Below are 22,903 nucleotides of genomic sequence, written 5' to 3'. Positions count from 1 at the left end.
ATGGTAAATAGCCATGCCTGCTAGCAGCGCCTCACCCTACCTCTCAACCTCCCTGCTTACTTTCTTTTTTAGTTATCATTAGCAGCATTGCGGCGTATGCACATACGCCAGCGCATATCCGTTCATAACGTCATGGTGCAAAGGATTTGTCATGCAGGGAGTGATCGTCGCTTACAGCGAACAAAAAAAGTACGGCTTTATTACCGGCGAAGATGGCGAGAGTTACTTCTTCCACCGCAACCATCTAAAGCAACAGAACCACTCGCCCCAGAAAGGCTTTTCTGTCAGCTTTGATCCTGTGCCAACGCCCAAAGGCATGGCTGCCCGCCAAATCGACGTGAAGGACAAAGAACCGTCTTACTGGACGTACCACACCCCAGATGAATTTATCACGTCAAAAAGTTCTCAGTGTGGTCGCCACAACGAAGTCATTGCCGAAGGCCGCCGCATTTCGTATGCCGCCAAAAGTCCCGTCGAAGTCAGGGAAGGTTTAGCCAATAAAGCCAAAGCAGCCGGATTTAACGGACTGATTCTGACCCACATGGATCGTGAAACGGGATGGAGCAAGCTCAACCCCAATTACAAGTACACCTACCACCGATTTTCCGGCGTTCCCGCGATCATCCGGCGACGAGAAGCTGTGGCAGATAAAGCCGCTGCAGACGCCTCAAAAGCCGCGCTGGACACTGCGGTAAAATCGGCCTTAAGCACCACCATTACTAATCAAGACCACGATGACGGAAAGCTCTTCGCCTTTGTTATGAGTGGTTTCGCTATACTGGTATTTCTTTTCGTCATGCTCAGCACTATGGGGTGAAGCACGCAGTGATGCCCTCCTCCATGAGCTGAGGGCACCGTTGTGACACAGCAGAAAAACACACCCCACCCATTGAGTAATGTCATGGCGAGTTGAGTCACAGTTGGTCATGACACTTTTAGCGCAAATCAATCAGGTGTCGCACCTGGCTGTTCCGTGGCATCTGATTGATAACGGTATATGTTTTTACACCGTATACGCCTTTCCAACACCGGCCAAGATGGCAGTGTTTTCCTACTCCGTGCGTTAAACACGCCCTTCATCGTGGCTGTTTCCCCCTGTGCCATGCAATTGCCCCACCCACTCCCCCTCCTGAACCATCAACAAACCAAAAAACAGCTGACACTGATAACGATCCGCATGGACGACGATCATTGGCACGCTCTATAGTTAAAAACCTCACAACCGATAGCGAAAAATAGCGTTAACATGCTGCTTCTGACTGCCGACGCCGTTGCCTAATTTTGGCCTGCAACCGTTGCCAGTCCCTGGCAGACACATAGCGCCCTGCCCAGGCCAGCAGCAACTCCGCCAGTCGCCAATGCGGTATGTCGTCAGGGTAAGCGGCAGCGTCGTGTGCGATACCCACTAAATCGAGCTGTGCGGCCCGCTGAGCGCTTTTATCACTAAACGAATAGTCCAGAAGCACCGCCAGCCACAGCGGTGCCTCAGCGGTCTGTATGGCTCTTGGGCGTGGCATTACCCGTTGTCTCGCTGATGTGGCTGTAAAAAGGCATCGATGCCTTCCCGAAGGCATGCTGCTTGCCCAACGGCCCACCCATCTAGCCAGGCATCACGTTGAGCGGTTTTAGGAGCATGTGGGCATGTTGAGCGGCCATGGCCAAGCGGCTGACCCGCCAAATGCCAGGCAACTGCGTTATGGAGTCCCGCGTGCCATTCAGGGCTGCGATCCTTCCCCCAGTCTGCGGTGGCGATCATGGCGGCGGCTTCGACATGGTGATGCTGTTCAATCATAGTGCCTGGTTCTCGTGGGCTGCTTTTATACCCCATCTTAGCCAATATGCGTGATTTATTCACGCTTATTTTAGTCCAGGCAAAGAAAAGCCCGACCCCTCAGGGCCGGGCAATCTCAATCATCGCTATCCTAGCAAGCTCTCATAAGCATCCTGCTTATGCATCCGTGGCGTCATCGAGCGTTCCGTGCCCGGTTTCCGTTTTGATGAGCGTCCATTGCCCAACTATTTTTACTGTGGCACGTTTCAAATAAATTGCAAATATCACAGGTTATGACGTTTATTTTCTATATATGTGTGAAATTTTCACGCATACAGCCCGAAACTCAAGATTATCGCCCTTATCTTGAGTTTTTGGAGGGGTGGCTTTTTTATGCCGCGCAGCGGTAACAAGTTTTGGTGGGCGTAGCCCGCTGGCCTTGCGGCTGCTCAATGAAGCAAAGAGGAGAGAATGACCTGTCTTTAGGTCACCAATGATCAGTCGCCGTATATAGTGTTAGTCATGGCGAAACCTTATCGGGCATATCATATATTGTTATATATTATTAATTAATTTTTGGTAAAGTCATTTATTAAACCTTTCCTGAAATTAAAAGCTAAATAAGCGGAAATATCTGACATTGCTTTCATTTCAAATCCACTTATATTTAATTCATCAAGAAAAATCATATAAAAAGCATAAATAGAAATAGTTTTCGATAAATCTTTATCTACTTTTTGACGAAGACTAACGAGGTAGGCTTCTTCAAGATCACCAAAATTTCTAAAGGTAAAATCCTTCTCTGAAGAGAAAAAAGATCTTATCTTTCCAATGGTTGGGTTTTTTATAGTAAGGGGCATGTTCATGTTTTTTTTATTTAATGAATAATTCCCAACAGCCGCACGTAAAGATGCGTATTCAGGGTATGAACGCATTAAATCTTGGCATTTTTCTGAAAATCTGGGGAGATCATCTTCAGAAATATCCCCGTCTTCAAAAAAAAACTTAAATAAACAGAGAGCTTCTTCGTTACAGTTTTTCTTTTGCTCTTCTAGGTCCACATTTCACTCCAATAGATAAATTATAATATTGCTTTTCCAATAATTAGGATAAAAATCTGGGTCACTTACCTTATCTTGATCGCTTTTCGGCCATGATCCAAGTCTCCTAACTAGCCCAACCCTGGCCCACCATAGCTTCGACCATGGCTAGGCTGCTTCGCTTTCTGCTGTTGCAAACGTTCCTGAGTTGCTGCCTGGAGCTTCTCCTGGGCGGCTATATTGCTGGCCTGCTGTTGACCTAGATTCATAGAATAACCGCAGCACTTTGGATCACAAGGTAGAAGCAGGAGGGCCAGCGCCGGTACCCTCTCTGCTTTACCGACCAAAGTGAAGCAGAGCATGGCATACCGACAGCTGACCCAGACCCAACGATACCAGATTCACGCTTACAGGTGTGCAGGCATGAGCCTGCGACAGATCGCCAGAGCTATTGGCGTTCATGACAGTACGGTGAGTCGGGAGCTGCGTCGTCACACGACGCCCGAGGGGTATGACCCTGAGCAGGCCCAGCAACGTAGCGACCATCGACGCCGCACCGCCTGGAAGTGGACGAAGCGCCTACCCAGCCTGATGGACTTCGTCGCCAGACGGCTCCGCGAGGAGTGGAGTCCCGAGCAGATCAGCGGCTTCATGGCCCCCTTGATCGGCGTGGGCGTGAGCCACCAGTGGATCTACTCCCTGGTCCGGGATGACAAGGCCCGGAGTGGCGACCTGTGGCGGCACCTTCGTCAGCCCCGGCGGCACAGCAAACGCCGTGCCCGGGCCAAAAGCGCAGGACTTGGCAGGATCCCCCATCGCGTGGGCATCGAGCATCGCCCGGCGGAGGTCGAGGAACGCCGCTTCATCGGGCATTGGGAGGGTGACACCGTGGTTCAGGGGCACAAGCAATCGGGCCTGGTCACCCTGGTAGAGCGGCGTAGTGGTTATCTCCTGGCAGCACGGTTGCCCAGGGTCTTAGCAGACCTGACGCAAGCGGCCATGATCCGGCTGTTGAAGCCTCGCCGGGGTGCTGTGAAGACCATCACCCTAGACAACGGCTCGGAGTTCGCCGGCCACATAGCCGTAGGCAAGGCGGTGACCGCAAAGACCTACTTTTGCGATCCCTACTGCTCTGGCCAGCGTGGGAGCAACGAGAATACCAATGGCTTGATACGGCAGTACTTCCCCAAGGGAACAGACTTCCGCCAGGTCACCGATGCCGAGCTGCGCAAGGTGGTCGAGAAACTAAACGACCGCCCTCGAAAGCGACTCGGTTACCGGACACCGGCACAGGTGTTTCTGGGGGAGTACTCAGGAGCCCTGGACACAGCAGGTGCTGCACTTATTGCTTGAATTCAGGTTTCCAAAGGAGGAGCTAGCTAGGTTTTGTACGAAAAGTTGGCTCGCAAGCAACGGTCGATGCACGCCACGCATACCATCGCCTTAAAGCTACTTGCCAGCTTTTCATAGCGCGTGGCGATGCGGCGACATTCTTTAAGCCAACCAAAGCAGCGTTCTATCGCATTCCGTTGCCGATATTTGGGTTTGTCGAACCGCCTGGGTAGCCCAGGCCGGGTTCTTCGGTGCATGTTGCGCTGAGCAATCACGGATTTCATGCCGTGCCTGTCGCAATAATGACGCAGCTCATCGCTGTCGTATCCTTTATCAGCCACCATATAGCGACTACGTTTGCGAGGGCGCCCGACGCTACCTGGTAGATGAACTCTCTCCAATGTCGGAACGAAGTGCCGAGAATCTGCCTCTTGACCAGGGGACAGCGTGAACGCCAGTGGCCAGCCATGACGATCACAAACCAAATGAATTTTGGTTGTTAAACCGCCGCGACTGCGGCCAAGTGCATGGTCTAGCGGTTCTTTCGAACCCCCTTTTTACCGCCTCCAGCGGCAGCGCGTGTGGCCCGCACGGAAGTGGCATCAATCATCCACGTGTCCAAGTCCATAAGCCCATCTTCACGTAATTTGAGCTGCAAGCGAGAAAGTACCGCTTCAAAGGTGCCGTCATCACGCCACTTGCGGAACCGGTCATACACCGTCGACCAAGGACCATATCGCTCGGGTAAATCACGCCATTTGGCGCCAGAGCACAGCACCCAGAAGATACCATTGAGCATTTTTCGGTCATCCCGCCTGGGCCTGCCCATGGTTTGAGGGGGCGACACGATATCTTCAATCTGTGCCCAGCCGTCATCAGAGATCTCGTAACGTCCGACCATTTTTTTCCCCTATGGGACGGCAGCTGTATGTGTTGTCTGTATTTTATTTGTCCCTGTAAGCCCCACCCCCAAAACCACCCCCTCCGGGGGCTATTATCTGATAAGGCTTATCTGGTCTCAAAACTCACCCGCAGATTTCCGGCGGTAGTATGTGGCTCTGGACATCCCCAGAGCTTCCCAAGGCTTCTCTGTACGCTCTGAACCTGACACAGCCCCACGCTTGGATGCCTTACCGCCCTTGCGCCCCCTATGAGCCTGCACAGCGCTGAATCCAGCGGCATTGAAGTTGCGGTGGGTATACTTGGCCACGCTGCGAGCGATAGCTCGAAACTCGTTAGCATTCAGCGGTGTATCAAACGAATTGTAAGCCGCTGCGCGTTCCTGCACAGCTTGGTACCAGCGTTCAGCGTCAGGCCAGCCCTGGCGGATAGCCCTATAAGCCCATGTCCGGAGCTTTTCAAACAACGTGCAGTTGCGCCCAAGGCCATAAGCGTCGCTATTAGCGGCTTGGCGTGGTTTTGCGCTCAGATCCAGCCAGCCCTCAAAATCTGCCAGCTCATACAGCCGTGGTTCCCACTCAGCTGTGCGCCAGTAGTCGTTAAGCGGGTTCTTACTCAGAAACCTTGAATAGCCCACATCTTCGCCTAAAGCGCTTCCTAGCGTGCGCTGAACCGCTGCTGCGTACTTCAGCGGCGCTATGCGCCCATCAGGCGCTGTACGCACGGGTGTAGCCAGCCCGTAGAACAGGTGAGCATGCCCATTTACTGGGTTTTGAACCGTGAAATTAGGGGGCGGAACGTGCCGATCTTCCCAATCCATAGCCGCGCCTGGTCGATCAATATCGAATACCAGCCAGTGCATGTGAGTCGGCCCGTTGAACTGTATGTACCGCGCTCGCAGAGCCATTTCTGCGCGATGGATGCGCAGATAATCGCCCAACTGGTCGGTGTGATAAGGCTTTTTGGGCAGTCGCTCGCGGAATTGGCGAGTGCTTGAAAAGTTGAGAGTTTGGCACGGACTCGCCATGCAGTGACCTTTTTAAGAACGTTAATTTTGTTCCACTAAATTAACGTTCTTTTCAAAAGATCCCGGTTAATAAGGAGGCTATTTTGTATGCCTTAATAGAAATTTTCTGTGAACTAGCTAGCAGATTGGTTGAAAAGGTAATTTGATTGCGATTTTTTAATTCCATTAAGTAATAAGCCGAGATCCATATCTACCAGACACTACTAAATACAAGTTTTTTTAGTGTCTGAAGCTGTAGTCATACACCTAGTCGGAGGTTTTTTTTCGGCATGCCGAAAAAATTTTCAACGGTTATTTCTGCACCAACGCTGAGATAGCCCGGTAATCTTCTCCAATGCCACTGTTTGCCCATCAGGTAGACGCACCCAAAAGGTATTAGAGGCTTGATTTTCAGCGTTTGTATCAAGCCAGCCTTGCAATAGGATACCTTTTACAGTTTCACCAGAAATAAGCTTTCCTTCTACTTGGTATTCCACCTGCACTGGTTCTGCTTTAATCGCAGGTTGTCGTTCGTAATGTTGCTGGCGAACTTGTTCCTGAGTATGTATTGGCGTTGATGATGAAGGTTGTTCTTTGAGACGTTGTAGATATTTCTTCAATTCTGAACGGGAAGCACCATCACCGTTCATAAATTGACCAATGAGTTTTTTACCTTGCACCGTATCCAATGTCGAAATTTCATCGAGCAGAACTGCTGCACGCCGATCCTTTAATTGCTCGTTTAGAATAAGGTCACGTACTGGCTCAGATAGTTTTAACAACGCTATGTATTCAGACACATTGGAACTGGTCATCCCCAAGTCTTCTGCAATACGAGTGTAAGTCAACGATTTACCAGCTAGCTTAGATTGGATCTTAATAGCTTTGATGCATTCCGCTACCTCGATAGGATTTAGGTTATTACGTTGAATATTTTCAATTAGCTGACGCTGCATCCGATCTAAGTCATTGGGACGCTCTACCACGTTAGCGGCTATACGTTGCCAACCTAAAATACTTGCTGCGCGAAGGCGTGTTTCACCTACTTCAAGACGATATTTTCTTTTGGTTTCTCGACGTTGTTGATCAGGTAGTGGTGAGACTGTGATAGGTTGCAAGAGGCCAACCGATTCCATCGATTGAGCTAAGTTCAGCACAGCATCTTCATGGACAGGCTGTTGACGTACTTGTGATTCAACCAGGATTTCGTTAAGTATCACTTCATGAGTACCGGAGTGACGCTCACCGTCTTGTCGAATCCGATCCAATGTACCCATTTGCGGTTTAAACTGATCGTTGCTTGGTTTCCGAGAAAGCGCATCTAACATATCTCGATCCAGCGATGTTTCCGTACTCATGCAGTAGCCCCTTTATCCGAACTGCTACGTTGTTGTAGTGCCTGAATTGTGCGATGCGACGTTGTCGCGTAGTTGAAACGGTACTCTTTACTCTTAACTTTCCAGCGTTTTAGTAAATTCTCGCCTAACGACGTGCGTGCGAGTGCTTCTGCTAATGCTTCAGTGATCTCTTTAGTTGCGTTCAATTCTCCTCCAGTACGACGGCGATACCAAATTGGCATTCCTTTATAGACAGCAGCGTCCAACGCGCTACGTACACCAATTTCGTAAGGAATGACTGAATCGGGATACTGAGTGATTAATTCCTGCTGTGTTTCCTGTGCTGAGGCACTGCGTCGGTTGTACATGTTCGTGAGTATCCCGGCGATGCGAAGATTTGGGTTGTAGGCGTGCTGAATTGTGGAAAGAGTGGGCAGCATGCCTCTCACTCCATCTAGGGCAAAGCCACTGACATTGATAGGAATAATTACATCAGTAGCCATAGCGATGGAGGCACTTTGCAAGTTACCCAACTGAGGAGGTGAATCGATCAATATCAGGTCGTAGTCATTCCCTTGCTGCCTTAAAAAGTGATTCAGGTTGTGCTGTGGCTGCGGAATGCTATCGATATCGCGTCTCATACAGTCGGCTAATACTTGATCATTGATCAACGCTGGGATCATGTCTAATCCAGGTGGTCCAGGGATAGCTGCAAGATCGACGCCTTCTAAATTATAGAGAACCATATCTGAAGACATTAGTGCTTGCTCTATTCCAGGCTTTTCACTGCCACTTTTACGCCCGTTTTCACGAATTTCATTTATGGCATAGAGAGCTTCTTTACCTAGCACTGTACGTGAAGCGTTCCCCTGTCCGTCCATATCAATTAGCAATGTTTTAAGGCCAGCTTCAGCGGCCATCCAAGCGGCGTGTACTGTCAGGGTTGTTTTGCCTACACCACCTTTTTGGTTAGCAAAAACTACAACTGGAGGCATGGTTGACGCATTGTTTTGGCCCATAGGTCTGCTCCTAGCGCTTCACGCTGCATGCACCTTTAAAGGTGCAGATGTTGGTGTGGAGATACTAAGCTTTAAACACTGTGTTAGCAATGCCCGTACAGTTACTATCAGACAACACACGTCTGTTTGAGACTTATTCGTGGTTGAGAAGTCCAGCAAGCATGACGACTTATGCGCGTTGATAAAAAGATAACAACCGATGTAGTCACCTTTGCTCTGTGCTTTGGTAAAGTACTTAAGGAAAGGATGAAAGGGGAAAAGGAAAAGAAGGAGAGGCTATGGAGTCCGCTTGTAGTGGGCTTTTCAGAAGCTTAGTGCACTATACTATCCATAGAAAATGCACCATACGATCTATAGAAGTTGCGTCGTAGAATCCATAGAAACTGCGCCGTAGAATCCATAGAAACCGATTCTTGTGGAAGGACTGGAGTAAAACTGCGCCGTAGAATCCATAGAAACTGCGCCTTACCATTCATAGAAATGCGTCGCAGAATCCATAGGACTGCAAATCTTGTACGAAAAGTACGCTTTAGAATCCATAGAAAACTTCTCGTGAGCACTAAAAGCTCACAGATTAGGCCCCCAATTTTGTGGATAACCTTCAGGTGCGCTTCAGAATCCATAGAAACTGCGTCGCAGAATCCATAGAAGAAAAGTCATCACTGCGCCATAAGAGCTATGAAAGTGGACAATTCGCTCCGCGAAAGTCATGAGAAATCAGCATTTTCTTGCCAAAATGCGCTGTAGAATCCATAGAAAACCTGGCAAGTACGCCCTAAACTGACCTTAAAACAACCAGCAAAGTGTGCCGGAGAGTAGTGTGTCGAACAAAGGCGACTGGAACCGACTTAGGGCCAGCTTAAAAGGGGCTCGCAACAGCGAACAGGACGATAGCGCCAATTTGGAGCTTAATCTATCCCTTCCCGTGTCGGGTAAGCCTGAGCACGTGGCGGAACTACCTACACTAAAAATGCCTGAAGCAGTTATGCCCGTCGAAGTAGTGAAAACTGCTGAAGGTCAGGAGCTACGCGATTTTCAATCCTCGCTGACTAACACGACAGAAGAACGCGAAAAAACATCCAACCTGCTTCATTTCTGGGAGCGTATACCACGCTACCATTGTGGCCACATACGTGGTGTAACTAGTAGTACTGACGCCAAGCAAGTCGATATTGTGAATTACACGTTTGAAGACAGCGGCGAACGCTATACGCTGGAAATGACGCCGGCCCAAGTGCGTATAGAAGAAGATGGTGTTGAACAAACGTTATTCTGTTACCCCGATAGTACCGATGAGCTTGTGGAGCTAGCACTGATTAAAATTGCCATGGAGAATGGCGACATACTTGAAAGTAACGCATCGTCCCGCCCAGGAGGGCAAGGCGGACGGTTTCCAAGTTATGGCGTGCACTTCACGATTAATCAGCTTATGGAAATGCTACGCACCTGGAATCGAAGTCGAACATACGCTTCCATCCGCCGCTCGCTTGATGTGCTTCACAAGTGCAACCTTTCTATAGAATCGGATTCGTATCGAGGTATCAGTGCAAGCGCTCCGATTTTATCGGAACTTATTTCCTACAAGCAGAACGGCTTTCGTGGCTATGACCGAAACGGGTACTGGACTGCTCGCTTTCATCCGATTGTGAGCCTTGGAATACATGCTGGCCTTTATCAGCAATTTAATCTCTATCGCACTGCTACGCTGAAATCGAGTGTTTCCCAATCAATAGCTAAGTTAGTCGTATTGGAAGGGCGTAATATTTCCACCACGACGCCTTATGTTCTTCACTTTAGTCGTTTCCGCGAAATGACCGGAATGCTCAATTACAAACGAGCTGGGCAGGCACGCAGTAAGTTTTGCACTGATATTAAGGCTCTTATCAAAGAAGGGATGTTGGCGGATGTTGAGCTTATCGAGATTAAGCGCGGCAAGCGTGTAGTAGACATAGAGGCTCGTATGTACGCCAGTGCGACGCTTGTGAAAGAAATGAAAGCGTCTCATAAGCGTGCCAGCATATTACAGCAACGTCGCCATCTTCGCGCTCAGCTAGTCACCCGAAGCTGTTAACGTGATACAAGCGCAATTCTGTTGGTGACTGATGTGAGCATAAAAAGGTCACATCGTCATAATGTGTTCAGATTATATTCGTGACTTTTTCTACGGTGGAATACCTTTTCTGATCCGACTTATAATTCCCAAATTGGCCGATTTTTTTCGGCATGCCGAAAAAATAACAACGCTAACAGCAATTAGACGATATTTTTGAACGCGCTGTCATCGAGTAGGCGGCTTACCGACCCCACCCGTTTGATAGCACCTCAGCCTGCTTGAGTACCAGTTCCACCGCTTCGGCAGACCTGTCGGGTGGGTACTTGTAGCGTTGCAGCGTGCGCCTGACTAGGATGCGCAGCTTCGCCCGTACACTTTCCCGTACCTGCCAGTCGACGGTGGTGGACTTACGTAGTTTTTCTGTGATCTCAACGGCAATGGTTTTTAGGATCTCGTCGCCCAGTTCACGCACCGCACTTTCGTTGCTGGCCAGGGCGTCGTAAAAAGCAACTTCGTCAGGGTTCAACCCCAGAGCGGCATCACGCTCTAATTCCGCCTGAAACTGCTTGGCCATGGCGATCAGCTCTTCAATCACCTGGGCCGTCTCGATACCTCGGTTGTTGTAGCGCCGCAGGGTTTCCTGCAGCCGATCTGCGTATTTCTTCTCTTGCACCACGTTGTTGCGTGTTTTGGCCTTGATATCATCCTTGAGCAGTTTCTCTAACAGCTCCACAGCGAAGTTCTTGTAGGGCAGCTGCCGCACGTCTTCCAAAAACTCGTCAGATAGCAGCCCAATATTGGGCTTGTCCAATCCGCACAAGGCAAAGACATCGGTCACGCCTTCAGAGACCAGCGCATTGTCTAGGATCTGCTTGAGCGCGGTGTTCTTCTCTTCCTCAGTGAGCTTCTTATCGACGCTGGTGAACTTGGTAATGGCGGTCTTTACCTGGGACAGGAACGCCACCTCTTTTTGTAGCTCTTGCGCTGCGTCCAGGGTTGCACACAGAGAAAACGCTTTGTTCATGGCCAGGACGGTATCCAGGAAGCGTTTTTTGCCATCTTCAAGGCTGAGCACATAGTTCGCGGTGGGCACTAGCCACTTGTGTGGCTCCGTATCAAACCCTCGGTAGTCAAAGCCTTTGCCCTTAGGGCCAGGGGCAAACATGCCGTGAATGATGTCCAGCTTCTCCACCAGGATGGCGTAGGCTTCTTCGGCGCTGTGGGTAGGCGTTCCCTTCCCCTTGGCGTCGGTGTAGGTCTTCAGGGCCTGCTTGAGCTCATTGGCAATGCCGATGTAGTCCACTACTAGGCCACCAGGCTTGTCCTTGAACACGCGGTTAACCCGGGCAATGGCCTGCATCAGGTTGTGGCCCTTCATGGGCTTGTCTACGTACATCGTATGACAGCAGGGGGCATCAAAGCCGGTGAGCCACATATCCCGCACGATCACTAATTTGAGCGGGTCGTTGACGTCTTTAAAGCGCTTTTCAAACCGCTTCTTGGTTTTTTTGTTGTGAATGTGCGGTTGTAGCAACGCCCGGTCAGAGGCGGAGCCGGTCATGACAATCTTAATCGCGCCTTTCTCTGGATCGTCGTCGTGCCACTCCGGCCGCAGCTCAACCAGCGCGTTATAGAGATGCACCGCAATTTCCCGACTCATAGCCACGATCATGGCTTTGCCCGTGATAGTGCTGGAACGGGTTTCAAAGTGATTCACCAGGTCTTCTGCGACCTGTTGTAAGCGCGGGCCTGCACCCACCAGTTTTTCTAAACGACTCCACTCGCCCTTGGTTTTTTCGCGGCTACCAACATCCTCCTCGTCTTCCACCACTTCTTCGACCTGGGCCGACAGTTCCTCGATCTGGTCGCGGTTAATGTCTAGCTTGGCCAAACGTGACTCGTAGAAGATGGGCACCGTCGCTCCATCATCAACAGCATCCTGAATGTCATAGATGGAGACGTAATCGCCAAACACGGCGCGCGTGTCTTTGTCTTCACTCTCAATGGGGGTGCCAGTGAAACCAATGAACGAGGCGTTCGGCAGAGCATCCCGCATGTGGCGGGCGTAACCGAACTTGTAGGTGCCGTCTTTTTTGAGGGTGGCTTTCAGGCCGTACTGGCTACGGTGGGCCTCATCAGAGATCACCACGATGTTGTGGCGGTCGTTCAATATCGGGTGGCCAGACTCATCGTTGAGCAGGGCAAACTTCTGCACCGTGGTAAAGATAATCCCGCCGGATTCTCGCTCCGAGAGCAGCTGACGCAGGGTATCCCGGTCATCCGCCTGCACTGGCTCCTGCTTGAGCAGTTCTCGGGCGGCGCTGAAGGTGGCGAACAGCTGGCCGTCCAAGTCATTGCGGTCGGTGACGACGATAAGGGTGGGGTTGTTCATGGCCGACTGTTGCAGCAGTTTACCAGCGTAGCAGCACATGGAAATGCTCTTACCCGACCCTTGGGTATGCCATACCACCCCGGCTTTCTTGCTGCCCGGCTTCCCGTTTTCGCCATACCTGTCGTGTTCCCCTCCTGCCAGAAGGCCTTGATCAGGGGCTTGGGCGGCAATCACGGTCGCACGCACCGCTTCCCGCACCGCATGAAACTGGTGATAGCCGGCAATTTTCTTGATTAACGTGTCAGCGTCTGTTTCGAAGATCACAAAGTAGCGGATGTAATCCAGCAGCAGTTCCCGATCAAAGAAGCCCCGCACCATGGTTTCCAGCTGCCACTCCAGCAAAGGCTTATCGTCCTCATGCTTGAGGGTGCGCCAGGGCATATAGCGCTCCTGGCTAGCCGTGAGGGAGCCTACCCGGGCTAGGTAGCCATCACTGATCACCACTGCCTGGTTGTAAGCGAACAGATCCGAAGTTTCTTCCTTATAGGTCTGAATCTGGTTGTAGGCATCCCAGATGTCGACGTTCTCAGCACTGGGGCTTTTTAGCTCCAACACTGCCAAGGGCAAGCCGTTGATAAAACAGATCACATCTGGGCGACGCAGTTGCTTGGAGCCCTCAATGGTGAACTGGTTGATGGTCCGAAAGCGGTTAACGGTCAGGTCGCTGAAATCCACCAGAAAAGCCTGGTCGTGAACCACCTTCTCGTCACGCTTATACTCAACGGGCACGCCGTCCAGCAGCAGGCGGTGGAAGGCCCGATTGCTAATCACCACATCCAGGCTTTCCGGTTTGCGGACGACAGCCACGGCTTGCTCAACGGCGCTTTCGGGCAGGTGAGAGTTAATGCGGCGAATAGCGGCCTCAAGATCCGCCAGTAGCAACACCTGCCGGTGGTCGGCCCGCTCCGGGGCTATGCCATCCGGTGCCAGGTCTGGCCCGTGGGCAGTCTCCCAGCCACCTTCGGCAAACCACTCCAGACAGTGTTGTTCCAGCTGATCTTCGGTCATGGGGCGTCCTTATTCCCGGTTGAGCGCTTTCAAAAGCAGAAAATGTTCTAACAACCGGATTATCAACGTCTTCTGATCCGGCAGGCTTTCAGCTACCAGTAGGGCCGAAGCCACTCAGGTAGTGTCGTTAATCAATCATTCTACTGGTTTTGCCAGCAAGGCGGCGTTGCAGCGCAGGTACCACGAAAACAGAAACTAGCCGCAGCGTATTGTGGTGCTTCTACTCATTGCTAGCGTTCTTTTCCTCAGCTTCCTTATGCAGCATGCCAATCATGAAACCCGAGGCATCTGGTTTAGTGATGATCTGAGCTACATTCAGGAACAACTCGGCACCAACGTGCCGGAGCGGACCTGGAACCCATAATTTGCAGGATAACAATTGTCATTTCGACACTTTTTGAGCTATACCATTCGCGGCTTTTTCAGCCAGTTCATGGGCGGGGTGCCGATCACCATGCCGTTTATCTAGTGTTTCTGAAGCATTGTATGCGATAGCATCAATAGCCTTGGTGATAAGGCTGTTGAGCATATCTGAATCGCCACCATTCAAGGCTTCTATCTGTTGTTTGTATGAATCATAAGACTTCGCCAGCGCCTCCTTATGGGCGTATTCCTGCTGTAAACGCTGGCATTCGCTTCTTCGCTTAGATGCGTAGAATGCAAGCCAGAGAATCGGCCCGTAGAGTGGTAAGCGATAAACCAGACCCTTGAAAATTGCATCCTAATCTTGTGTTTGGCCTCCTCCTACACTCTCCCAAGTGAGAATCACAGCAAGTATCACAAGTGCAATGATAGAGCAGTAGAAGAGCCTGCTGGCCGTCTTAATCGGCGCATCGAAGGACACCTTCATCTCATGGTAGGCGTTGGCCAGACCAGCACTTGTCGCTCCAGGCAGCAGTCCATCGATTTTGTCATTGAGCGCCTTGTAACGTTCCTTCTGTTCCATCTCGAAGCTTTTTAGCGCTTCTTTGCGTAGGTCAAGCTCACCGGCCAATCCCTTATGCTTCTCTTCGCTATCAGGTTCACCGAAAATCCTGATATAAAACTCACCCAACTCATCAACTCTACCCTTTATCGCAGCTAACTGTTCACCAATCGACTTACGATCAGCCAGTACCTCTTCACGTGCTAGAGCGATTTCTTGTTTGATAGAAGAGGTTTCATCCTCTCCTACAAAGATTTCATCGTGAAACTCATTGATCTTGTCGTATCGGCTTTCAATCCGGGAAATAATTGTGTTGATTTTCTGTTCGGAACCCTCGGTCTCTTCATCGCCGAATGTGAGTTTCTCGAACTCTTCAATTCGTTCATGAATTTGAGTGATAGAGGTTAATTTTTCCTCGCCATCTTCGCGCAGACTTTCGATGCTCTCATAGCTACTTTGGGCATTTTGTTTTAGCTCTGCGTATTGCTCGCTGATCTGGTTTGCAGCATCCAACGCTGCATCTCGTAGAGTCTGGGCTGCCTTTCCCTCTGACACCATGTAAGGGCGCACATAAGTCAGCAGGTTATCGACGTTTTTGTTGGCCTCGTTGAGATGCCCAACATTGCGGTTTGCTACAAACTGATCAAGCTGTTGAGTTGCAGCCTGACACTGCTTGTTAAAGCTGTCCCAAGTAGTTAAAGGTATTAGTTCTGGGTCAAGGCTTTTAAGCAGTCCGTCAATAAAGGTTGTTACTTTATTAAGCCGTGCGAGCTCCTCAACGGAGGTCTGGATGGATTCGTCATCCAGAGTTGTTTCCTTAACCTTGAGCTTGAAAGCCTCCCAAGTTGCTGCGTAAGCATGGTTCTTGAAGTTATCCGCCCACCTAGACATTGACGACTCCCTTTTCTTCTAGTTGAGCATCCAGTACGAGTTCGCCGGAGAGGAGCTTGGGAAGCAAAGTGTCGCGTAGTTCCGAGAGGGTTATTTTTTCAAGTCGAAGCTCGATCTGTTTGCTCAGGACGCGCTCCAATATCTTGCCGGCATTTTCTATTGCGGTCTTGTTGGGGATTGCACACAGGGCGCGCTTGAGGTGCTCACGCTTGATATGACCCATTGTGACCGCTTTGTCTGCAGCGATACGTTGAAATTCTTCAAGATGATGTCGGGTGAAGTGGAAGTACAGCCATTTCGGATAGCTTTCTGAGGTCACCTTGAACAGGTGTTGGTTCAGCGCTGCCTTGCCTCCGCACCAAGTATCAACCATTAGTGAGCCAGACCAAGAAAATACAACATCTCCATTGTCGATGATGCAATCCGGTTTGATATCAGGAGATGCTTTTTCGTCGTGATCTGCGTAGCCTTTCTTGAGCTGGGCGATTTTTACCACCGGGAGATAATCATCTTCGTTTTCAGGCCGGAATTTTTGGAGAGCCAATCCATTTTGGTACTTGGCAATCTGGTCAAGAGCCATGCATTCCCACCCCTCCGGAATCTCCCCCAACTCACTATCCTGCATAGCAGCCGGAAACAGCCCGGCGGTGGCGCGGAGCTCGGCGTATTGCTCGGGCTGTTCGGCCTGGAGGCGGGCTAGCTCTGCTTCGCTTTTGCCGGAAATGGCCTGCATGGCGGCGAGCAGGGCGTCTTCCTCGCTGCCGCCGGCTTCCAGTGTGGCGATCTTGGCTTTGACCGGCTCGAAATCGACAAACCAGCTTTTGAAGATGGCCTGTGCCATCTGTTCGAGGGTTTGGTTGATTTGGTGGTTTACTTGGATTTTGTCGTCAAGCGCAGAGAGAATCTTCGCTGCTTGCTTCTGATACCAGATCGCGGGCAAGCGAACCCGTACTTTACCGAAGTGGCCTTTGTTGAGGATCGGCGTGGCGGAACCCCCCGCAATGTCCTTCAGATCTTGCTGCATTGTTGATAGCAGATAGTAAAGGTAATCAGGGTCGCATTTCTCTGTATCGGGAATGAGCGTGTTGATCTGCTGGTTGGTTACGCTGTCCACTGGTATTCGAACTGCTTTTCCCATATCAGAACCGATGCAAGAAACAGCGACGCTTCCCGCAGGGACAACAGATTTTTGAACAGATCTAACTCCTTCATGGGACAGGCTGCGCTCAGTAGTGACTGTCCACTTTCTGCCATCCATATCCTTTGGAGTGACAAAAGGCACACCTGAATCTGAGTAAGCGTTCTTGATGGACTTTGGTGGAGTCTTACCTGTAACAATTTGCCCTAATGCTTCTAGTGTCCACTCAGAGGTCATAGCCCAACCCCCCAAGATTCCGCTTGATCTCAGCCTCCAGCCGGTCACTCTCTGCAAACTGCTCCCGTAACTGTCCGGTCAATCGCGCCATCTTCACTGCAAAGGGCTCTCCATCGTCTTCCTGCTCCTGAGCACCCACATAGCGCCCCGGCGTCAGCACGAAATCATGCTTCTTGATCTCGGCCAGGCTGGCAGATTTGCAGAAGCCGGCGATATCCTCGTAGCCCTCACCCCGCTGCCAGGCATGGAAGGTGTCGGCGATTTTGGCGATGTCGTCGTTGGTGAAGTCCCGCAGTACCCTATCCCGCATAAAACCCAGGTTGCGGGCGTCGATAAACAGGAGTTCTTCCCGGCGGTCGCGCTTTTTCTCATTGCGCACCATGCCGTTGGCTTTGTCCCGGGTCAGGAACCAGATACAGGCCGGGATCTGGGTGTTGGTGAACAGCTGGCCCGGCAGGGCGACCATGCACTCCACCAGGTCTTCTTCCACCAGGCGCTTGCGGATTTCGCCTTCGTTGTTGGTGTTGGAGCTCATGGAGCCGTTGGCCAGTAGCAGGGCCATGCTACCTGTCGGAGCCAGGTGGTGGATCATGTGCTGCATCCAGCCAAAGTTGGCGTTGCCTTTGGGCGGGGTGCCGTACTTCCACCGCACGTCCTCGGCAAGTGACTCGCTCCACCAGTCTTTGATGTTGAACGGCGGGTTGGCCATCACGAAGTCGGCGCGCAGGTCGGGGTGCTGGTCGTCCAGGAAGGTGTCGGCGTTCTTCTTGCCGAAGTTGAAGTCGATGCCCCGGATGGCCATGTTCATGGCGGCCAGCTTCCAGGTGGTGGGGTTGGACTCCTGGCCGTACACGGAGATGTGTTTCTTCTGCTCGCTGGCGTCGTAGTGCTGTTCGCTGGCGTGCTCCTCGATGAACTTGTCGCTGGAGACAAAGAAGCCGCCGGAGCCCATGGCCGGGTCGTACACGCGGCCGGAGTAGGGCTGCAGCATTTCCACAATCAGGGTGACGATGCTCTTGGGGGTGTAATACTGGCCGCCCTGCTTGCCTTCGGCCAGGGCGAACTGGCCCAGGAAGTATTCGTACACATGGCCGAGGATGTCCTTGCTGTGCAGGCTCAGCTTCTCGCCCTCGAACACCGGCCGGGTGAAGGAGGTGTCGGAGAAGGTGTTGATCAGGCCCAGCAGCTTGTCGTTGTCCAGCTGGTACTGGCTGATGCGGTTGAGGATGCCCTTGAGCTTGGCGTTGCTCTTTTCGATCTCTTCCAGGGCGTTGTCGATCAGCCAGGATACGGAACGCAGCTTTACGTCGTTACCGGCATCGTCCTGCCAGAGCACAGTGCCCACGGGCAGCACGGCTTTCTCTTTCAGGGTGCTCCAGCGGGCCGGCTTAGGCACCCAGAATACGTTGGCCTCGCGGTAGTAATCTAATACTTCCAGCTCTTCCAACAGGGCTTGCTGGTAGTCCTCGTCGCCGTCGTAGTCTTCCGGCGGCAGGTAGTAAATGTCGTCGTTCTCATCCTTGAACCGTTCCAGCAACTCTTCCTGGCGCTCCTCGAAGGCATCGGAGACGTACTTCAGGAAGATCAGGCCCAGCACTACATGCTTGTAGTTGGCGGCATCCAGGTTGGCGCGGAGCTTGTCGGCGGCTTTCCAGAGTTTGTCGTCCAGGGCTTTGAGGAATTGCTGTTCCGTGCGATCCATTATGCTCATTGATATTCTCTTAACTGAATAAGGTGCTAGGCGGAAATACCTTCACGTTGCAGTGAGGCGTTCAGGGTCGTCCGGCTTACCTTAAAATGCTTGGCCACGTCGGCCTTGGTAATCATAGGGTCAGCCAGCATCGCAGCGGCTTTTTTGATATCCGATGCTGACATGGCGGGCGGACGACCACCTTTACGGCCGCGCGCGCGTGCAGCGGCAAGCCCAGCCTTTGTGCGTTCGGTAATCAAACTGTGCTCGAACTCGGCCAACGCACCAAAAATATGGAAGATCAGCTTCCCGCTGGCATTGGTGGTGTCGATGGACTCCGTCAGCGACCGAAAGCCAATCTCACACTGATGAAGCTCCTCTATAATTTCGACGAGATCCTTTAGCGAGCGCGCGAGACGATCCAGCCGCCAGACCACCAGAGTATCGCCCTTCCGGAGTGTACGCAGGCATAGCGACAACTCAGGTCGCTCTCTGAGTGTGCCGGTCATTTTTTCTTGAAAGATCTGCTCGCACCCAGCATTCGTCAGCGCATCTAGCTGAAGTTCAGGATGCTGATCCTGGGTGCTGACCCGTGCGTAACCTATGATCATAAGAAAAGGTACCTTATCTGTTCATAGATAGTTGTACGGGTTTCTGGTCATAAAAACAAGCGAATTGGGGATGTTTGAGAGGTACTTTGGTAGCGTCCAAAAAACGGTCGTTTTTTTACATTATGGTTTCGTGTTGTCGGTCATATCAAGATTGGATACACTGCAAATTAGCACTAGAAAGCAAAGGGTTATTGTAAATTTGGCTATGAAGTGGTTTTGGCATGCTCGAATCATATAAAGATGAGCTTTACACGATGATCATAGGCACGAATAATGAATAATATTGGAAAGTACATAAAGGGGCGTATGGTAAATAAAATAAAAAACACTCTACTTTCTTTAACGTTATCTATCTTTATTCCTTTGGCTTCGGCAGATGAGCCTGACGAAGAAAGGACAATCCAGTATATTGATCAGATGTTAAATAAGTATGGTACTTGCACATCTGTCGACAATAATGGTGGTAGGAGATTTGATTATAAAATTACAGGTTTTAGTGTAGCTGGTAATAATATAACCATACGGAGCCAACGTAATGAGTATTTTAATGTCAATGGCATGAATTTGATTCAAAGCGAACAATTTTTAGAAGATATAATTGAGATTGACGGACTCAAAGAGGTGGAATTAACTGAGGCTATAAACGAAATAAAAGAAGATTCGGAAGGTTGCAAAACATGGCTATATGTTAGATGTGAAGGGCTTAACGAGTGCATTGACACCCATTACGTAAACAAGTCACATAGTATTTACCGGACAGGGAATGAGGGTCAGCATGGCGAATTTTTAACCCTTTTTTCACTAGGGTCTGACTTGGAGGTCTCAAGGAGAATAGTATCAGCCATGCAGCATTTGTGGAGGATAAACAACTACGATCTTACAGATACAACTTTAGATGAAGAGCTTTTTTAATTTTTCCACCCGCCTAGGGAGATACTGAAAGCTTGGGGGAAGATCACTGTACCGCTCACGTGTCTAGAATCTAGGTGTTTGGTCTCGGGGTGTGGAACCAAACACTTAGGTTGACTGATTCACGTTGTATCCGACATGACAAAAATATACCGCAGAATCCGCTCATTATTGCACCTGCACCCAGCGTGGCTGAGAAAAAGCTCTGTGGATTAATGTTCATACTTTTCTCTCCACACCATAGTACTGTTGAATCTAACGCTTAGCTCACGCGCTGATTTGGAGCCGTGAAACTGTTGAAATCCGGTGCTGTAAAACTGATTATTAATCACTACTCCCCGTCATCCCATGAATTCAGAAAGTCTGCCAATACGTCACCATGGCAAGCTTCTGGTTTACAAAAGCATCCAAGTCTTTTTCCCGCCAAACTGTATACTTTAGACTTATCTTTATTTGGAAATTTCTCAAAATCAAAATCATATTTAAACTTTCTTATAACCTCACATCTATCATCACCATCTTTATACATTGAGTAAGGGTTACCCCAATAAGACCCTCTTCCAATATATTCATAGCTTTCACTCGACGTAAGACCTTTATATTCTGTATCTTTCTTAATGTTTATAACTCTAGTGATCTTTATTTTCAACCTTCTTACTAAAACTCCCCTGCTTTTAAGGTCGAACACTTCTTCTAAAAATTCTTCTCCATCATCAAATATTACTGCATGAGTAACCTGCTCAAAGCCAGTTTCAGAAATGTGATTTTGTGAAATTTCGGGAAAGTAGCCTGCCACATACTTTTCGATAAATTTATTTGGGTCTGATAGAAAGCTAATAGTTTCCGGTGTTTTTTCTGATAAAATCTTTCTTAACTTCCGCTCAAACTTACTAAAACTCAAAAACTCACTCGGATATAATATCAATAGATTCATTTTTAGACCAAGTGCTTAACTTCAAATTCGGCATCCCAACTGCTATTTAGATACTCAATAACTAGTTTTCTGTGACAATGGTGTGGTTTATGTTCGCTACACAACAGACATCCATCCTTAATGATATTTTTTTCAATATTTTCAACTTTTCTCTGCACCATGAGATTCATGAACTTATCTTCATATTCTTCCCATGAAATTATTCCTTTTTTATAAGAGTCTAAAATGCTTTTAGTGGGCGCTAACTCTGGAAGATGAACATAATCAATGTCGCACAACTCTTTCAGAAAAAAGATCAGGTCGTTCTTTTTTGCAAAGCCAGCTAATTGCGATATATTGTTGAGCCTGACATCAATTAAGCTTTTTATCTCTTCGTTACGGAGAAGCCCAAAAAAACTCTCAGCCTTCTTTTGTGTAAATCCAATAGAGTAAACTTTCATTGCTTAGCCTCGAAAACTCCAGCAGCTAGCTTATAGTAGTAGCCTTCCCAGGCATCTCCCAAACTAACTGTCATAAAATACTGGCCATTGAGTTTATATCTTCCCTCTCCTTGCGCCAAATAAATTCGCTCAATTTCTGGATCTGTAACAGATATTAAATAATGATCGCCATTATATGAAAATGCAGCTCTGACCTTCTTCTTACCATTTCCGAACTCAGCTCCTTCAATACGAACGACAATCTCTAGGTTGTGCGGCTGTATAAAATATAGCGACGAGCCTTCCGCAGTTATCGCAGTTGTAGGAATACGATCGTTAGTACCATTGTAGCTTGAGTAGTCAGACTGCCAAAGCGAATCTGGGTCATCCAGCAAAAAATCAAGAGAGTCGGTATACCGGCCTTCTTTAGACCAATAATAACCATCATCAATCGTATAATTCTCTTTTTGTGCAGGATGGGCAGACTTACTTTTTAGTTTTAAGCCAACAATATCAAAAATCTGTGCAGTACTTCCATCTTGATAGCGTCTATCCACCTCGGATATTTCATGGCTGTTTCTCTCGCTGACAGGCCGAATCCAGTTTTCATACACTCCGTTTATTAGCTCTTTCCCTGCAATGCAGCGACCAGATACTTTTCTTGAATTTGCTAGGCAAACGAATTTTTTATACATAGATTTCACCACATTTTCTTTGGAATTATTAACAGTGTATTAAACTTCCAGTTTTTGATTGGATAAACTCTTTGGGATTTTTATCCGACAGAGGAAGTCTGCTAGATGTCGTTTAAGCACATGACATACATCGTGATTAATTTAAATCATTCTTAATATCAAAATTTCTACGCTCCAGCATTTTACGGCATAGCCGCTTTGGGTCGAGATCTGTCCTTAGCTAGCCCCTGAGCTCATCTGCAACACAAGCTCATAAACCCCCGCTGGATATTCCTCAATACATAGGTTGGGGCTTTTACCCTCCAGCTGCGGATGCGCTGTTTTCATCCATCGACGTGCTTGTACTTCGCCCATCACTTGCACGGCGGATTCCCAGATATCTTCTCTGCTGGGGGCGTCGATGATTTCTCTGCCAACCTCCCCCATGTGCTGCCATGCCTGTATGTCGTCCGGTTCAGGCGCATTGGGGTCACACTGATCGAGCAGAATGTTGAGCCTGGAAGGCCTTAACGTTGAGGCAGTGACACTTTCGTCAGTTTCTCGCGACAGAACATCTGTTAGCCACGCGTCGACGGCCTCGCCGGCTTGATCGTTCT

21 protein-coding genes and 1 pseudogene are annotated in these 22,903 nt (G+C 49.6%); 4 read left to right on the top strand and 18 right to left on the bottom strand.

Annotated elements, in window-relative coordinates; genetic code table 11:
• Positions 1-151 precede the first annotated feature (151 nt).
• The gene (locus tag ACN0UY_RS11245; protein ID WP_417667148.1) at positions 152-817 is read left to right on the top strand and encodes a cold-shock protein; all 666 of its coding nucleotides are present in this window, start codon (positions 152-154) and stop codon (positions 815-817) included.
• Positions 818-1,241: 424 nt separating this feature from the next.
• Here ACN0UY_RS11245 and ACN0UY_RS11240 read toward each other — a convergent pair whose 3' ends face one another.
• From ACN0UY_RS11240 to ACN0UY_RS11225, 4 genes are all read right to left on the bottom strand, one after another.
• The gene (locus tag ACN0UY_RS11240) at positions 1,242-1,517 is read right to left on the bottom strand and encodes a hypothetical protein (RefSeq protein WP_417667146.1); all 276 of its coding nucleotides are present in this window, start codon (positions 1,515-1,517) and stop codon (positions 1,242-1,244) included.
• Positions 1,517-1,792 (bottom strand): hypothetical protein, encoded by a 276-nt coding sequence (locus tag ACN0UY_RS11235; protein ID WP_417667144.1) that lies wholly within the window; start codon positions 1,790-1,792, stop codon positions 1,517-1,519. Before ACN0UY_RS11235 ends, ACN0UY_RS11240 begins: the two co-directional genes overlap by 1 nt.
• Before the next feature lie 548 nt (positions 1,793-2,340).
• Positions 2,341-2,832, bottom strand: coding sequence for a hypothetical protein (locus ACN0UY_RS11230; protein ID WP_417667142.1), 492 nt, complete (start codon positions 2,830-2,832; stop codon positions 2,341-2,343).
• Positions 2,833-2,942: 110 nt separating this feature from the next.
• Positions 2,943-3,080: a hypothetical protein gene (locus tag ACN0UY_RS11225; RefSeq protein WP_417667141.1), complete on the bottom strand. Its 138-nt coding sequence runs from the start codon at positions 3,078-3,080 to the stop codon at positions 2,943-2,945.
• A gap of 91 nt (positions 3,081-3,171) precedes the next feature.
• Here ACN0UY_RS11225 and ACN0UY_RS11220 point away from each other — a divergent pair, with 91 nt between their 5' ends.
• Positions 3,172-4,164, top strand: a complete 993-nt coding sequence (locus ACN0UY_RS11220) for an IS30 family transposase (RefSeq protein WP_417667139.1) — start codon at positions 3,172-3,174, stop codon at positions 4,162-4,164.
• 26 nt (positions 4,165-4,190) lie between these two features.
• Here ACN0UY_RS11220 and ACN0UY_RS11215 read toward each other — a convergent pair.
• From ACN0UY_RS11215 to ACN0UY_RS11200, 4 genes are all read right to left on the bottom strand, one after another.
• Positions 4,191-5,044 (bottom strand): IS5 family transposase gene (locus ACN0UY_RS11215; protein ID WP_417667137.1). Its coding sequence is split into 2 segments (ribosomal slippage): positions 4,191-4,702 and positions 4,702-5,044, totalling 855 coding nucleotides; the frame shifts between segments, so codons are not numbered across the junction.
• Between the two features lie 117 nt (positions 5,045-5,161).
• Complete coding sequence (locus ACN0UY_RS11210) at positions 5,162-6,070, bottom strand: replication initiation protein (RefSeq protein ID WP_417667135.1); 909 nt, start codon at positions 6,068-6,070, stop codon at positions 5,162-5,164.
• A gap of 284 nt (positions 6,071-6,354) precedes the next feature.
• The gene (locus tag ACN0UY_RS11205) at positions 6,355-7,407 is read right to left on the bottom strand and encodes a ParB/RepB/Spo0J family partition protein (protein ID WP_417667133.1); all 1,053 of its coding nucleotides are present in this window, start codon (positions 7,405-7,407) and stop codon (positions 6,355-6,357) included.
• Positions 7,404-8,405, bottom strand: a complete 1,002-nt coding sequence (locus tag ACN0UY_RS11200; protein ID WP_417667131.1) for a ParA family protein — start codon at positions 8,403-8,405, stop codon at positions 7,404-7,406. Before ACN0UY_RS11200 ends, ACN0UY_RS11205 begins: the two co-directional genes overlap by 4 nt.
• A gap of 820 nt (positions 8,406-9,225) precedes the next feature.
• On the opposite strand from ACN0UY_RS11200, the gene ACN0UY_RS11195 reads away from it, so the two are divergent.
• Entirely contained in the window at positions 9,226-10,476 is a 1,251-nt protein-coding gene (locus ACN0UY_RS11195) for a hypothetical protein (protein WP_417667129.1), read from the top strand.
• A 223-nt stretch (positions 10,477-10,699) separates the two neighbouring features.
• Here ACN0UY_RS11195 and ACN0UY_RS11190 read toward each other — a convergent pair whose 3' ends face one another.
• The 6 genes from ACN0UY_RS11190 to ACN0UY_RS11165 form a co-directional block, all read right to left on the bottom strand.
• Positions 10,700-13,858: a type I restriction endonuclease subunit R gene (locus ACN0UY_RS11190; protein ID WP_417667127.1), complete on the bottom strand. Its 3,159-nt coding sequence runs from the start codon at positions 13,856-13,858 to the stop codon at positions 10,700-10,702.
• A 382-nt stretch (positions 13,859-14,240) separates the two neighbouring features.
• Entirely contained in the window at positions 14,241-14,387 is a 147-nt protein-coding gene (locus tag ACN0UY_RS11185; protein WP_417667125.1) for a hypothetical protein, read from the bottom strand.
• A 192-nt stretch (positions 14,388-14,579) separates the two neighbouring features.
• A complete protein-coding gene (locus ACN0UY_RS11180; protein ID WP_417667123.1) occupies positions 14,580-15,674 on the bottom strand; it encodes a hypothetical protein in 1,095 nt (364 codons plus the stop codon).
• Positions 15,667-17,049, bottom strand: coding sequence for a restriction endonuclease subunit S (locus ACN0UY_RS11175; protein ID WP_417667121.1), 1,383 nt, complete (start codon positions 17,047-17,049; stop codon positions 15,667-15,669). Before ACN0UY_RS11175 ends, ACN0UY_RS11180 begins: the two co-directional genes overlap by 8 nt.
• Entirely contained in the window at positions 17,039-18,751 is a 1,713-nt protein-coding gene (locus ACN0UY_RS11170; protein ID WP_417667119.1) for a type I restriction-modification system subunit M, read from the bottom strand. Before ACN0UY_RS11170 ends, ACN0UY_RS11175 begins: the two co-directional genes overlap by 11 nt.
• Before the next feature lie 35 nt (positions 18,752-18,786).
• Positions 18,787-19,350 carry a recombinase family protein gene (locus ACN0UY_RS11165; protein WP_417667117.1) on the bottom strand — a complete coding sequence of 188 codons (564 nt, stop codon included), beginning with the start codon at positions 19,348-19,350 and terminating at the stop codon, positions 18,787-18,789.
• 273 nt (positions 19,351-19,623) lie between these two features.
• Between ACN0UY_RS11165 and ACN0UY_RS11160 the strand changes: the two genes are divergently transcribed.
• Positions 19,624-20,262, top strand: a complete 639-nt coding sequence (locus tag ACN0UY_RS11160) for a hypothetical protein (protein ID WP_417667115.1) — start codon at positions 19,624-19,626, stop codon at positions 20,260-20,262.
• Positions 20,263-20,590: 328 nt separating this feature from the next.
• On the opposite strand, the gene ACN0UY_RS11155 is transcribed toward ACN0UY_RS11160, so the two are convergent.
• The 4 genes and pseudogenes from ACN0UY_RS11155 to ACN0UY_RS11140 all read right to left on the bottom strand — a co-directional run.
• The gene (locus ACN0UY_RS11155) at positions 20,591-21,193 is read right to left on the bottom strand and encodes a DUF4326 domain-containing protein (protein WP_417667114.1); all 603 of its coding nucleotides are present in this window, start codon (positions 21,191-21,193) and stop codon (positions 20,591-20,593) included.
• 2 nt (positions 21,194-21,195) lie between these two features.
• Complete coding sequence (locus ACN0UY_RS11150) at positions 21,196-21,633, bottom strand: DUF488 family protein (RefSeq protein ID WP_417667112.1); 438 nt, start codon at positions 21,631-21,633, stop codon at positions 21,196-21,198.
• The gene (locus tag ACN0UY_RS11145) at positions 21,630-22,307 is read right to left on the bottom strand and encodes a dual OB domain-containing protein (protein WP_417667110.1); all 678 of its coding nucleotides are present in this window, start codon (positions 22,305-22,307) and stop codon (positions 21,630-21,632) included. Before ACN0UY_RS11145 ends, ACN0UY_RS11150 begins: the two co-directional genes overlap by 4 nt.
• 216 nt (positions 22,308-22,523) lie before the next feature.
• A pseudogene (locus ACN0UY_RS11140) lies at positions 22,524-22,903 on the bottom strand (hypothetical protein); the annotation flags it as partial.

Origin of the sequence: Pseudidiomarina sp. (assembly GCF_048268165.1) — a bacterium.
Classification (GTDB): domain Bacteria; phylum Pseudomonadota; class Gammaproteobacteria; order Enterobacterales; family Alteromonadaceae; genus Pseudidiomarina.
Note: the sequence above shows the minus strand (reverse complement) of the source record. Positions and strands in the feature narration are given on the sequence as shown.

Bases quoted from the DNA above. Each gene is read 5' to 3' on its own strand.
- ACN0UY_RS11200 (WP_417667131.1), bottom strand. From the start codon at position 8,405: ATGGGCCAAAACAATGCGTCAACCATGCCTCCAGTTGTAGTTTTTGCT.
- ACN0UY_RS11180 (WP_417667123.1), bottom strand. From the start codon at position 15,674: ATGTCTAGGTGGGCGGATAACTTCAAGAACCATGCTTACGCAGCAACT.
- ACN0UY_RS11220 (WP_417667139.1), top strand. From the start codon at position 3,172: ATGGCATACCGACAGCTGACCCAGACCCAACGATACCAGATTCACGCT.
- ACN0UY_RS11235 (WP_417667144.1), bottom strand. From the start codon at position 1,792: ATGATTGAACAGCATCACCATGTCGAAGCCGCCGCCATGATCGCCACC.
- ACN0UY_RS11145 (WP_417667110.1), bottom strand. From the start codon at position 22,307: ATGTATAAAAAATTCGTTTGCCTAGCAAATTCAAGAAAAGTATCTGGT.
- ACN0UY_RS11170 (WP_417667119.1), bottom strand. From the start codon at position 18,751: ATGGATCGCACGGAACAGCAATTCCTCAAAGCCCTGGACGACAAACTC.
- ACN0UY_RS11165 (WP_417667117.1), bottom strand. From the start codon at position 19,350: ATGATCATAGGTTACGCACGGGTCAGCACCCAGGATCAGCATCCTGAA.
- ACN0UY_RS11205 (WP_417667133.1), bottom strand. From the start codon at position 7,407: ATGAGTACGGAAACATCGCTGGATCGAGATATGTTAGATGCGCTTTCT.
- ACN0UY_RS11245 (WP_417667148.1), top strand. From the start codon at position 152: ATGCAGGGAGTGATCGTCGCTTACAGCGAACAAAAAAAGTACGGCTTT.
- ACN0UY_RS11150 (WP_417667112.1), bottom strand. From the start codon at position 21,633: ATGAAAGTTTACTCTATTGGATTTACACAAAAGAAGGCTGAGAGTTTT.
- ACN0UY_RS11160 (WP_417667115.1), top strand. From the start codon at position 19,624: ATGAATAATATTGGAAAGTACATAAAGGGGCGTATGGTAAATAAAATA.
- ACN0UY_RS11185 (WP_417667125.1), bottom strand. From the start codon at position 14,387: ATGCTCAACAGCCTTATCACCAAGGCTATTGATGCTATCGCATACAAT.
- ACN0UY_RS11225 (WP_417667141.1), bottom strand. From the start codon at position 3,080: ATGAATCTAGGTCAACAGCAGGCCAGCAATATAGCCGCCCAGGAGAAG.
- ACN0UY_RS11155 (WP_417667114.1), bottom strand. From the start codon at position 21,193: ATGAATCTATTGATATTATATCCGAGTGAGTTTTTGAGTTTTAGTAAG.
- ACN0UY_RS11190 (WP_417667127.1), bottom strand. From the start codon at position 13,858: ATGACCGAAGATCAGCTGGAACAACACTGTCTGGAGTGGTTTGCCGAA.
- ACN0UY_RS11210 (WP_417667135.1), bottom strand. From the start codon at position 6,070: ATGGCGAGTCCGTGCCAAACTCTCAACTTTTCAAGCACTCGCCAATTC.
- ACN0UY_RS11175 (WP_417667121.1), bottom strand. From the start codon at position 17,049: ATGACCTCTGAGTGGACACTAGAAGCATTAGGGCAAATTGTTACAGGT.
- ACN0UY_RS11240 (WP_417667146.1), bottom strand. From the start codon at position 1,517: ATGCCACGCCCAAGAGCCATACAGACCGCTGAGGCACCGCTGTGGCTG.